The sequence below is a fragment of the Tritonibacter litoralis genome, from assembly GCF_009496005.1.
Classification (GTDB): Bacteria; Pseudomonadota; Alphaproteobacteria; order Rhodobacterales; family Rhodobacteraceae; genus Epibacterium; species Epibacterium litoralis.
Genome location: NZ_WIBF01000010.1, coordinates 125289 through 137442, shown reverse-complemented (window position 1 = coordinate 137442; position 12154 = coordinate 125289). Strand labels below are relative to the sequence as shown.

Sequence of the window (12154 nt, the reverse complement as noted above, 5' to 3'; positions counted from 1 at the left end):
AGCGCGCACCGATCCCGTCAGGAATAGGAGGAGAAATCCAACCATGTTGAAACCAGCTGAGTTCTATCAGCGCGACCGCGAATGGCATCCGCCTGCGTTGACCCCAGATTACAAGACCAGCGTATCGCGGTCACCACAGTATGCGCTGATTTCACTGCAGGGATCGCCAAGCGAGATCACCGGTCCGGTCTTTGGACAAAACGATATTGATCCGGTCGACAACGATCTGATCAAGAACTACGCCCAACCCGGTGAGGGCCCAATCGGCGAGCGGATCATCCTGCATGGACGGGTTCTGGACGAAAACGGCCGTCCGGTTCCCGGGACTTTGGTTGAGTTGTGGCAAGCCAATGCGGGTGGTCGGTATCGTCACAAGAAAGATACCTATCTGGCCCCGATTGATCTAAATTTCGGCGGCTGTGGGCGAACACTCACCGATGAGAATGGCTATTATTACTTCCGCACGGTCAAACCGGGCGCCTATCCCTGGCGAAACTGGGTGAACAGCTGGCGCCCGGCGCATATCCATATGTCGATCTTTGGCAGCGGGTTTGCCCAGCGTCTGATCACTCAGTGCTATTTCGAAGGGGATCCGTTGATCCACAAATGCCCGATCGTGAACACCATTCCCGATCCCGACGCCATTGATCAGCTGATCGCGCGTCTCGACATGAACGCGACGATACCTCTCGACAGCATTGCCTACAAATTCGACATTGTGCTGCGCGGACGTCGCTCGACGCTGTTCGAAAACCGTCTGGAGGGCAACTGATCATGCCGCAGGAACTGAATTACCTCAAGGAAACCCCGTCGCAGACCGCGGGCCCCTATGTGCACATCGGTCTGGCTCCTGGTGCGGCCGGTTTTGACATCTACAAACAGGAACTGGGTTGGGACATCGCTGGACCGAATGCCAAAGGCGAACGTATTCGCGTCGAGGGGGTTGTTGTCGACGGTACGGGATCGCCGGTCAAAGACGTTCTGCTGGAAGCCTGGCAGGCCAATAGCGAAGGCGTCTTTGCCCATCCTGAAGACAGTCGCGATGTTGAGAACGGGTTTCGTGGCTGGGGGCGCGTGATCACGGATTTTGAGACCGGGGAGTGGGGTTTTGACACCGTAAAGCCCGGTGCAAGCCCCGCACGGGGCGGTACGTTGGCGGCCCCGCATATTAACCTCTGGGTTGTTGCGCGCGGCATCAATGTCGGCCTCAACACCCGCTTGTACTTTGACGACGAACCCGAGGCCAATGCCAAGGACGCCGTCTTGAACCTGATTGAATGGGAGAAACGCCGCGCCACCCTGATTGCAAAGCGCAGCGAGCGCGATGGCAAAGTGCTCTACCGTTTCGACATCAAAATTCAGGGCGAGGACGAAACCGTCTTTTTCGACATCTGATCCAATTGGGTTGCTCTTCGGGGCGGCCCGTTCGCGCACGAGGAGCACGCCATGTCCAAACCCTGCATCATTTGTGTTGCCATCACGGGATCGCTGCCCACCAAGGCAAACAACCCTGCTGTGCCGATCTCGGTCAGTGAACAGATCGAAAGCACACAGGAGGCCTTTGAGGCCGGGGCCTCCATCGTACACGCCCATGTGCGCAATGACGACCAGACACCGTCGAGTGATCCTGAGAAATTCGCCCGTCTCAAAGAAGGGCTGGAAAAGCATTGCCCCGGTATGATCATCCAGTTTTCGACCGGGGGGCGATCGGGGGCTGACCGCGAACGGGGCGGCATGCTGCCTTTGTCACCTGATATGGCTTCCCTATCGGTAGGCTCGGTTAATTTCCCCACCCGGGTTTATGAGAACAGCCCCGATCTGGTTGACTGGCTTGCCGAAGAAATGGGTCTATACGGGATCACCCCTGAGGTTGAAGCCTTTGACCTGAGCCATATCCTTCAGGCCATCCGCATGCATGAAGCGGGTGTCTTGCCCGGCAAGCTCTATGTTCAGTTCGTCATGGGTGTCAAAAACGCCATGCCGGTCGATCGTAAGGTGTTCGATTTCTATGTGAAAACAATGCAGGATCGTGCGCCGGACGCCGAATGGTGCGCCGCAGGTATTGGCGCGCATCAATTGACGTTGAATGAATGGGCCATTTCTGCCGGGGGGCATACTCGGACGGGGCTTGAGGACAATGTGCGCCTCGACAAGGGCACGCTTGCGCCGTCGAACGCCGCATTGGTGCAGCGTGTTGTGGATTTGTGCGCCCGGCATAATCGCCCTGTCGCCACCTGGCAGCAGGCGCGCGAGATATTGGGCCTTCAACAAGTGAGAGCGTGATCCGATGAGCCATCTTGCGGCCCATCCCTGGCTGAGCGGCCTGTTTGAGGACACTGAGGTTCAAAACGAATTGTCGGCTCAGGCGCAGCTTCGCCACATGCTGGTGATCGAGGCCGCCTTTGCACGTGCCTTAGCAAAGACGGGCCGTGTCCCGGCGGATGTCGCCGAACAGGCAGCAGAGTATATTCTCGATGCAGAGCCTGATATAGCGCTATTGAAACAAGGCGTGGCAGAGGACGGTTTGGTTGTCCCAGCTCTGGTGCGCCAATTGAAGCAAGGATGTCCGCATGACTGGCATCCGGCGATTCACACAGGCCTTACCTCGCAAGATGTCATTGATACGGCTCTGATCCTGTGCCTGAAAAGCGTTCTCCCTCTGCTGTCGGCACGGCTCACGGCGCTTGATACGGCTTTAACCCACCTCGGGGAACAGCAGGGTCACAACCAGCTGATGGCACGTACCCGAATGCAGGCTGCTTTGCCGATCACGGTGGCGACCCGGTTGTCCAGCTGGCAGCTGCCAATTTCTGATCATCAGGACCGGCTGAAGCAGATGGCACCCAGGCTGTTGATTTTGCAACTGGGCGGCGCTGCCGGGGATCGGGCCGCTCTTGGCGATGTAGCCGGGGCCATTGAAACAGACATGGCCCAGGCGCTTGGTCTGAGTCACGCTGGTGTGAGCTGGCATAGCCGTAGGGACGCGATCGCGGAGTTTTCAAACTGGCTGTCGTTGGTGTCAGGTACGCTCGGCAAAATGGGTCAGGATATTGCTTTGATGTCGCAGCAGGGACTGGACGACGTTGTTCTTGCTGGCGGTGGTCGATCCTCGGCAATGGCGCACAAACGCAACCCCATCCGCGCAGAGCTGTTGGTAGCATTAGCCCGCGCAAACGCGGTGCAGCTGTCGGGTATGCATCACGCGCTGATCCACGAACAAGAACGGTCCGGCGCGGCTTGGGTGTTGGAATGGATGCTATTGCCGCAAATGGTGCTGACGACGGGCAGGTCGCTGACCGCATCTCTGGAGCTTGTTGAGCAAATTGATCGCATCGGTCATCCCGCGGGTGCTTCTGATCAATCTTCGTGATCCCCATTTCGGCCATTTTCGGTCACAGGAAACGCGCGGAAATGGCCTGGGCGGCCTGTTGCAACCGCTGGACGGCGGTCTCGACAAAGCTCTCGTCAAAGCGGTTGATCATGCCGAACGCAGAAATCGTGAGCACCACCTCGTAATCGACCGAGCGCACGGGAACAGCGACCGCGCCCAGATTGGGTTCATTCTCTGCCCGGTTGACGGCAAATCCCTGATCTCGGATTGCATCAAGCTCGTCGTGAAGCGCCTCGACACTGTGAAGCGTCGTTTTGGTATGTTTGGACAGAGTATAGGCACCCAATCGGGCAAACCGGTCTTTCCGTGGCTGTGCGGATAACCAGATCTTGCCCTGGGCTGTGGAATGCAAAGGTAGGATCGTCCCGACCTTGATGTCGACATTAAAGGGGCGGTGGGATGCTGCGACGGCCATGCAGATTGGGCCGGCCGTTGAAAACCGGCACGCCATGACAGATTCGTTCAGGTCATCACTGGCCGACCGAATGACTGGGCGAACCACACTGGAAAGCGGGTTTGTGTCCTGCTCCATCCGGCCCAGTTCTTCGACCCGCGGACCAAGACAATAGGCACCGCGGCGGTAGCTTGCCAACACGCCCAAAGACGTCAGGGTGGTTAAAAACCGATGGGCTGTCGATTGGGTCAGTGCCAGTTCTTCGGCCACAACCGATGCAGATATTTCCGGCCTTTCATGGGTGATGAGCCCCAAGATCTCAAAGCTTTTGATGACAGATCCGTTTTGCTTTGTGGCCATGCTCAAAACCCAGATTGTTACAGCTGTTCCTCACATAGTGAGTATTACAAGATTTCTTTGACGCCTCTTGTAAAACTATCTCACATTGAAGTCCAATTAACCCACAATGTAGGACTCTAGGGAGGAGCTCATGCAGGTTGGCCTTTTTATCGACAACACGGATACCCAAGCCGAATCCGGCGGGATGTTTGATCGTAGGAACCCGGTAGCGGGCGACGTCGCAACCACTGCAGCGGCGGGGCGGGCCGCTGATGTTGATCGCGCGGTGCAATCTTGCGCGCAGGCCTTTGGGGAATGGTCAGCTCTGGGGCCGAACCAGCGGCGCGGGATCCTGAACGCATGTGCAGATGCGCTTGAGGCAAAAACGCAAGACCTGATTAAGCTGGGGGCAGATGAAACCGGTGGTTCGGGGCCGTGGATCGGTTTCAACGTCATGCTGGCTGGGCGTATCCTGCGCGAAGCAGCGGCAATGACAACGCTGATCAAGGGAGAAATCATCCCGTCCGACAAGCCGGGCACATTGTCCATGGCAATGCGCCAGCCGGTTGGCGTCCTGGTTGGGATGGCCCCTTGGAATGCCCCGGTCATTTTGGCGGTTCGCTCCTTTGCGATGCCCTTGGCCTGCGGCAATACCGTTGTCATGAAGGCTTCCGAAAAATGTCCGGGCTTGCACCGCATGATCGGGGACGCAATGGCCGAAGGCGGGCTGCCACCTGGCGTTCTCAATATCTTGACCCATTCAGCCGAAGACGCGCCCGAGGTGGTGAATGCTCTGGTGGATCATCCGCTGACACGCCGGATCAACTTCACCGGATCAACACGTGTCGGCCAGATCATCGCCGAACGGGCAGCGAAACAGCTTAAACCATGTCTTCTGGAGCTTGGGGGAAAGTCGCCTCAGGTCGTGCTGGATGACGCCGACATTCCTGGTGCGGTAAACGCGGCGATTTTCGGGGCCTTCATGAACCAAGGTCAGATCTGTATGTCGGCCGAGAAGATCATCCTGGATGAGAGTATCGCCGATGATTTCACCGCACAGTTTGCTGCCCGCGCCGAGGCGCTAAAAACCGGCACACCCAATGAGCAAGTGCATTTGGCCTCCGTTGTGGATCGCGACACGATCGACCACGTCGCCCGGCTGATCGCCGATGCTGAAGCCAAGGGTGCAAAGGTTTTGACCGGCGGAGCCCCAGCCGAAGGCACTATCATGCCAGCGACAATCGTCGATTACGTCACGCCAGAGATGGATATCTATTCCAGCGAAAGTTTTGGCCCAGTGACCACGGTCATGCGTGTAAAGGATGTCGAAAGCGCAATCGCAGCGGCCAATGACACCGAATACGGGCTGACGGCCTCCGTCTTTGGCCAGGATACCCGCCGTGCCTTGCAGGTCGCACAACGCATCCAGACCGGGATCTGTCACATCAACGGGCCAACCGTGGGTGATGAGGCACAGATGCCCTTTGGCGGGACGAAACGCTCGGGCTACGGCCGGTTCGGAGGCACGGCGTCAATCGAAGAGTTTACTGAACTGCGCTGGATCACCATTGAAGATCCAGGCCAGCACTATCCGATTTGACCGAGATTCTAGCGGAGCGGAAATATGAAAACGGCAATTCTCGGCGCAGGGGCACTGGGCTCGGTTATCGGCGGATTGATGGCTGCAGCGGGGCGCGATGTCTCGTTATGGGACCTCAACGAGGCACATCTGGACGCCATTTGCGAAAAAGGCCTGCGCCTGGAGGGGGCTTCAGGCACCCAGATCGTTCACCTTCCGGCGATGCGCCCAGATCAGGCGAGCGAAACGCCAGATCTGATCATCTTGCTGACCAAAACGATCCATACCGACGCAGCGCTGGGCGGTGTGGAACGGCACATTGCCGCTGGGGCGCGGGTGCTGACCTTGCAAAATGGTCTGGGCAATGCCGAACGTGTGGTCAAACAGGTTCCGAAGGATCAAGTCCTATATGGCTGCACCATGATGCCCGGACGGTTTATTGCACCAGGGCATGTCGCGTCTCAGGGGCAGGGGTTTGTGGTGTTCCGCGCGCTGACGGATGATGGGGCCGCTTTTGCCGAAGCGGCGGGTTTCTCTGCGCCTGAGATTTCCTTTGAGTGTTCAGCAAAGACCGATCAGATCATCTGGCAAAAGGCCGCGTTCAATTGCGCCATGAATGCCTGCAGTGCTCTCACAGGTGCAACTGTCGGTCAGCTGAACGTCCCGGAGATGGTGGTACAGCTTCGCAAAATTTCGTCCGAGGTTGTCACCCTCGCCCAAACTCTAGGTGTGACAGTCAAGCTGGACGAGGTGGTCGAGCAGATAAATCACGCGCTTGAACACCATACCGAGCACAAGCCGTCCATGCTGCAGGATATCGAAGCGGGGCGGCCGACAGAGATAAGCAGTTTATGCGGCGAGGTCGCCCGATTGGCCGAACAGCATAACGTGCACGCTCCGCTAAACGCGGTTCTGGCGGCATTGATTGACCTGCGGGGCCGAGTAACGGACCAGCTCGCAAGCACGACCTGAGGAGGAAGCAGAGCGTGGAAGAAACCAATGATACGAACACCATAACGGCCGGTGGCGCGCTGTTTGGCAAGCTCAAGGCGCTGGGTGTGGACTATGTCTTTGCCAATTCAGGAACTGATTTTCCACCAATCATCGAAGGTCTGATCGAAGCACAACAAAAAGGCATTGATTTGCCAGAGCCAGTGACCTGTCCACATGAAAATGCAGCCTTGGGCATGGCACATGGCTATTTCCAGATTTCGGGGCGCGTTCAATCGGTGATGCTGCATACAAATGTCGGCCTGTCGAATGGTGCAACCGGTGTAATCAACGCCTGGTGCGACCAGATCCCGATGATCTTGATGTCAGGGCGGACCCCGGTGATGGAGAGCGGCCGCTTTGGCGCTCGCACGGTCCCTATCGGCTGGGGGCAGGAAATGTTCGATCAGACCGCCCTGGTGCGTGAGACGACAAAATGGGATTATGAGCTCCGCTTCCCCGAACAGATGTCCAGCCTGTTTGACCGTGCCTGGGCGATCTCGAACTCAACACCAAAAGGTCCGGTCTACCTGAGCCTCCCGCGGGAAACCCTGTGCGAACAATGCCCGCCTGACGGATTGGATCAACCCTCGATCATGGCGCCGGTCCAAGTTGCGCCGGAACCTGGAGCGTTGGCTCAGGCGGCGGATCTACTGGCCAAGGCAAAAACGCCACTCATCATAAGCCAGCGCGGAACTGGATCGTACGAGGCCTTTGACGCTTTTGGAAAATTTGTAGAGGACTGGGCCTTGCCGGTCAGCCAATATTGGGCCAACCAGCTGTCCCTGCCGCTTGCCCATCCGATGTATGTCGGCCAAAATCCCGAAGCCTTACTGGCTGAGGCAGATGTCGTTCTGGTGTTGAATTCGCTGGCACCTTGGTGGCCGGACAAGGTGCAGCTGCGAGAGGATGTGAAGGTGATCCAGCTCGGACCGGATCCATTGTTCGGGCGCACGCCTGTGCGCAACTTCCGCGCCGATGTCACGCTGGCGGGTGAAACCGCACCGGCGCTCATGGCCCTGATCGAGGCGATGTCCGCGCGTCAGGGCAGCCCCGAAACCATCGAAGCGCGCCGCAAGCGGATTAAGGCGTTGTCGGCCGCCAATCGTCTGGCGGTTACAACCGAGGCCGAGGCCGGATGTGTCGGCCCGATGAGCAAGGCCTGGGTCAGCCTATGCGTTGGGCGGGCCATAAAGGGGCGTAAGGCCACAATTTTTCACGAGCTGGGCCTGCCGCTTGGGCCATTGGATCTGGATCAGCACAATAGCTATTTTCAGGAACCGCATTCCGGTGGACTGGGGTGGGGGTTCCCGGCGGCCCTTGGCGGGCAACTGGCTGAGCCGGACCGACTTGTTTTTGCCACAATGGGCGATGGCAGCTATATGTTCTCCAACCCCACGGCCTGTCACCAAATCGCCGAAGCGCTTGGGTTGCCTGTCATTACGCTTGTGCTGAACAACGAAGAATGGGGGGCGGTCAGGCACTCGGTGGAGGGGTTGTATCATAATGGGTTGGCGGGCAAGTCGAATGAAGTGCCTTTGACGCGGTTGCAGCCGAGCCCAGATTTCTGTCGCACGGCCGAAGCAAGCCGCGCTTATACAGAGACCGTAACCGAAGGCAAAGATTTGCCAGCCGCTTTGGAAAGGGCGCTCAAAGTTGCCACGGATGAAAAACGCCAAGTTCTGCTGAACATAGCCATCGCGCGTACCGGGGCGCTTTAACTGCGGATACTTACCCAAAAAGGAAAGTAATTTGGTCACTTAATTAATTTTGTTTTTCATGAGATCAACTATTTTGGTTTCAAAGCCCTAAGGGAGTATTGTGACCATTGGGAGCAATAGGGGTTTGAAAGGGACGAAAGACAAAATGACGCCGTTTTGAAACTAAGCGGTCGACATCGCCAACATCTGAGGAGGAGATTATGGCATCTTTGACGAACATCAGAACTGCAGCGCTTGCAGCGGTAATTGGGGCATTGGGCAGTACAAGCGCTTGGGCAGCGGAATTTGAATTCAAGCTGCACCACTTTCTGAGCCCCAAAGCACCGGCCCATTCGCAGATGTTGGAACCCTGGGCGCAAAAGATCATGGAAGCATCCGATGGGCGTATCCATATCGAAATTTTCCCGTCGATGACCTTGGGCGGCAAGCCACCCCAGTTACCGCGTCAGGTTCGCGACGGCATTGTCGACATGGCCTGGATCGTAAATGCCTACGCCGCTGGTCAGTTCCCGCGTTCCGAGGTCTTTGAACTTCCAGGTGTTCACCAAGGCGACACCGCCGCCGTCAATCAGGCGATGCGCACGATGTACGAGGGTGAGCTGAGCAAGGACTTCAAAGGCGTTGTTGCCTTGTTCCAGCATGTGCATGGCGGCCAAGCGATTCACATGGCCACGGACGAAGTGCGGTCGCCCGCAGATTTGGCCGGGAAGAAAATTCGTATTCCATCGCGCACTGGTGCCTGGATCATCGAGGCACTGGGCGCAAATCCGGTCAAAACCTCTGTTGGTGAAATCCCGGTTGCCCTGTCGAAAAAGGTGATTGACGGAGCAATGATCCCGTTTGAGATCATTCCTCCGCTGAAAATTCATGAGCAGACCGCGTATCAAATCGAAGGACCAGGCGGCAAGCGGCTGGGGACCACCTCATTCTCCGTCATTATGAACGAGGATCGCCTGAACAGTCTTCCGGCAGACATCCAGCAGATCTTCTACGACAACTCCGGTCTCGAATGGCACGCGAAGGTTGGTGAAATTTGGGATGGTGCTGATGAATTTGGGATCAACCTGGCCACCAAATCCGGCAATACACATGTGCAGCTGTCGGATGAGGAATGGTCCGGTTTCGAAACCGCCATCGCGCCAGTTGTCGACCGCTGGGTCGCGGAAATGAACGAAAAAGGCATTGATGGCCAGGCGCTCTATGATGAAGCCGTCAAGTTGGTTTCCGAGAACATGGACAACAACTGACACATGCCGCGCTCTTTGAATAAGGAAGATAGGCTCACGGGCATTGCCCGTAGCCTCATCACCGCTTGGGCGTTATTGGGTGGGCTGGTTCTTGTTGGTGTCGTACTGGTGAACGCCTGGTCCATCCTTTCCGGTGCAATCGTCGGAAGGCCATTTGCCGGTGATTTCGAACTGACGGAAATGGGAGCCGCCATCGCCGCTTTCTGTTTCTTGCCCTACTGTCAGTTGGTTGGCGCAAATGTCTCGGCTGATATTTTCACGATGCGGGCTGGTCCGCGTTCCATCGCGCTGATGTCCATCCTGGCGGCGCTGGTTGCATTGCTGTTCTCCGCTTTGCTTCTTTGGCGGATGGGGGCCGGACTTCAGGACTATCGTGAATACGAAGAATTCACCGGAATTCTTCAAATCCCGATTTGGTGGGCGTTTGTCCCCGCTCTGATCTCGCTGGCGCTGCTGTTTGTGGCCTCACTTATCACCATGAAAGAAGCGGTGACAAAACTGCTGAAAAGCGAGGTCTATTGAAATGGACAGCATTGCGATCGGCCTTTCGGGCCTTGGGGTCCTGGTCTTTCTGATTGCCATTCGTATTCCTATCGCCTTCTCGATGATCCTGGTTGGCGGCGTGGGTATCGCGCTGTTGAACGGTCCTATGATCGTCATGAACCAGCTCAAGGATCTGGCGTATGGGCAGTTTTCTATCTACGATCTGTCGGTTGTGCCCTTGTTCGTGCTTATGGGCGCTATTGCGTCACGTTCCGGTTTAAGCGCGGACCTGTTTCGGGCGGCCAATGCCTGGCTTGGCTGGATGCGCGGTGGCGTGGCCATGTCGGCGATTGCAGCCTGCGCCGGATTTGGAGCTGTCTGTGGATCTTCGCTGGCCACAGCGTCGACCATGGGCAGAGTCGCCCTGCCAGAACTGAAGCGCTATAACTATTCGCCAAAACTGGGCACCGGGACGATCGCCGCGGGCGGCGTTCTTGGCATCTTGATCCCGCCGTCAGTGGTGCTCATCATCTATGCCATTATCGTCGAAGCCAACGTGGTAACGATGTTCAAGGCAGCATTAATTCCAGGTCTGATTGCGGTTCTGTTTTTTATCCTGACAATCCTGGTTTACGTGCTTATTTCACCCACCTCCGGTCCCAAGGGGGAACGCGCGTCCCGACAAGAGCTGATCTCGGCGACGTTAAAGGTACTGCCCGTTGGGTTGGTCTTTGGTGTTGTGATTGGCGGCATCTACATGGGACTTTTCAATCCAACACCTGCTGCAGCTGTTGGTGTTGTGATGGTCACGGTTCTTGGCCTGTTCCGCAAACAGCTGTCTATGGCTGACGCCCGTGAAGCGCTTTTGGAAACAGCGCGGACCGCAGGTATGATTTACCTGATCCTGCTTGGGGCAGAATTGCTAAAGATCTTTATGTCGCGCGGTGGCGTTCCACAGGCAATGGCAGAATGGATGGCACATTCTGGGCTGGCACCGATGACAACCCTTTTGCTGCTGCTGTTTGCATTGGTTTTGCTGGGCTGCCTGATGGACAGTTTGTCGATGATCTTGCTGGCAATCCCATTCTTCTGGCCAGTTTTGGTCGAATTGAATGGAGGGGATTATGTCACCGCAGAAATGTCTCCGTTTGGGATGGATACAGAAGATCTCAAGATCTGGTTCGGAATACTTGCGCTCATTGTGGTCGAACTTGGTCTGATCACCCCGCCGGTCGGGATGAACGTATTCATTATTTCAGCCCAAGCACGGGACATCCCGATGCGAGATACGTTCCTCGGGGTCTTACCTTTCTTTGGCGCTGAAATCATCCGGGTCGCCGTATTGATCGCCTTTCCCGCGCTGACCCTATGGCTGCCGAGTGTCCTCTCAGGCTAGTGTGAAAGAGCAGTCAGAAAATCCACAGGCATCGCGACAGAGCAAGGCGCGGTGTCTGTGGACGTGTATATCCTAGAGTGACATGCTATTCGGCGGGTCGGATCTCGCCTGTGTCCAAGACCGGAGACGCGTCCATGTCTTCCGCATCCAGCATCGCTGCCACGCGTTCGAGGTTTGCGACCAACATGGCTTGCTCCCAGTCCTCCATCGCCGCAAACTTGCGCACAAATCGTTGCTGTAGCGGGTCTGGGGCGTCGCTCAGCACTGTGCGTCCAGCGTCAGTGAGAACAATGTTGGTTTGCCGCCGATCTTGGGCTGACTTCTCTCGCACCGCCAGCCCGTCACGGACCAGCTTATCCACGAGAGATGTGACAGTTCCCTGCGACACCCGCATGCGCAGCGAAATGGCTTTGGCTGTGGTGTAGCCCTGCTCTGCGATGATTTGCAGAACGCGAAATTGAGAAGGCGTGATGCCGGTGGACTGACGCACTTTGCGCCCGAATAATTCCGTTGCGCGCACAATCCGTCTGAGAGCAATCAAGCTACTATCGATACGGTCCAAATTGCCTCCAATCCTTTGATGACCGAATATTATGACCTTTGTGTCTGGCGGG

12 protein-coding genes are annotated in these 12154 nt (G+C 56.8%); 10 read left to right on the top strand and 2 right to left on the bottom strand.

What is annotated here, in order from left to right; genetic code table 11:
- The first annotated feature begins 43 nt into the window (after positions 1–43).
- Genes pcaH through GFB49_RS15355 form a run of 4 tightly spaced genes read left to right on the top strand, consistent with a single transcriptional unit; the run spans position 44 to position 3370 of the window.
- The gene (gene pcaH / locus GFB49_RS15370) at positions 44–772 is read left to right on the top strand and encodes a protocatechuate 3,4-dioxygenase subunit beta (RefSeq protein WP_194269366.1); all 729 of its coding nucleotides are present in this window, start codon (positions 44–46) and stop codon (positions 770–772) included.
- 2 nt (positions 773–774) lie between these two features.
- The gene (gene pcaG, locus GFB49_RS15365) at positions 775–1395 is read left to right on the top strand and encodes a protocatechuate 3,4-dioxygenase subunit alpha (RefSeq protein ID WP_153216808.1); all 621 of its coding nucleotides are present in this window, start codon (positions 775–777) and stop codon (positions 1393–1395) included.
- Positions 1396–1446: 51 nt separating this feature from the next.
- Positions 1447–2283, top strand: a complete 837-nt coding sequence (locus GFB49_RS15360; protein WP_153216807.1) for a 3-oxoadipate:acetyl-CoA acetyltransferase — start codon at positions 1447–1449, stop codon at positions 2281–2283.
- 4 nt (positions 2284–2287) lie between these two features.
- The gene (locus tag GFB49_RS15355) at positions 2288–3370 is read left to right on the top strand and encodes a 3-carboxy-cis,cis-muconate cycloisomerase (RefSeq protein WP_153216806.1); all 1083 of its coding nucleotides are present in this window, start codon (positions 2288–2290) and stop codon (positions 3368–3370) included.
- Positions 3371–3392: 22 nt separating this feature from the next.
- Here the strand turns inward: GFB49_RS15355 and GFB49_RS15350 are convergent, their stop codons facing one another.
- Complete coding sequence (locus tag GFB49_RS15350) at positions 3393–4145, bottom strand: IclR family transcriptional regulator (RefSeq protein WP_153216805.1); 753 nt, start codon at positions 4143–4145, stop codon at positions 3393–3395.
- A gap of 130 nt (positions 4146–4275) precedes the next feature.
- On the opposite strand from GFB49_RS15350, the gene GFB49_RS15345 reads away from it, so the two are divergent.
- From GFB49_RS15345 to GFB49_RS15320, 6 genes are all read left to right on the top strand, one after another.
- Positions 4276–5724: an aldehyde dehydrogenase gene (locus tag GFB49_RS15345; protein WP_153216804.1), complete on the top strand. Its 1449-nt coding sequence runs from the start codon at positions 4276–4278 to the stop codon at positions 5722–5724.
- Between the two features lie 24 nt (positions 5725–5748).
- Complete coding sequence (locus tag GFB49_RS15340) at positions 5749–6675, top strand: ketopantoate reductase family protein (protein ID WP_153216803.1); 927 nt, start codon at positions 5749–5751, stop codon at positions 6673–6675.
- A gap of 14 nt (positions 6676–6689) precedes the next feature.
- Positions 6690–8414 carry a thiamine pyrophosphate-requiring protein gene (locus tag GFB49_RS15335; RefSeq protein WP_343032601.1) on the top strand — a complete coding sequence of 575 codons (1725 nt, stop codon included), beginning with the start codon at positions 6690–6692 and terminating at the stop codon, positions 8412–8414.
- 200 nt (positions 8415–8614) lie between these two features.
- Complete coding sequence (locus GFB49_RS15330) at positions 8615–9661, top strand: TRAP transporter substrate-binding protein (protein ID WP_153216801.1); 1047 nt, start codon at positions 8615–8617, stop codon at positions 9659–9661.
- A gap of 3 nt (positions 9662–9664) precedes the next feature.
- Complete coding sequence (locus GFB49_RS15325; RefSeq protein WP_153216800.1) at positions 9665–10183, top strand: TRAP transporter small permease; 519 nt, start codon at positions 9665–9667, stop codon at positions 10181–10183.
- A gap of 1 nt (position 10184) precedes the next feature.
- Positions 10185–11540, top strand: coding sequence for a TRAP transporter large permease (locus tag GFB49_RS15320; protein ID WP_153216799.1), 1356 nt, complete (start codon positions 10185–10187; stop codon positions 11538–11540).
- 85 nt (positions 11541–11625) lie between these two features.
- Here GFB49_RS15320 and GFB49_RS15315 read toward each other — a convergent pair whose 3' ends face one another.
- The gene (locus tag GFB49_RS15315; RefSeq protein ID WP_153216798.1) at positions 11626–12102 is read right to left on the bottom strand and encodes a MarR family winged helix-turn-helix transcriptional regulator; all 477 of its coding nucleotides are present in this window, start codon (positions 12100–12102) and stop codon (positions 11626–11628) included.
- Between the last annotated feature and the right edge of the window lie 52 nt (positions 12103–12154).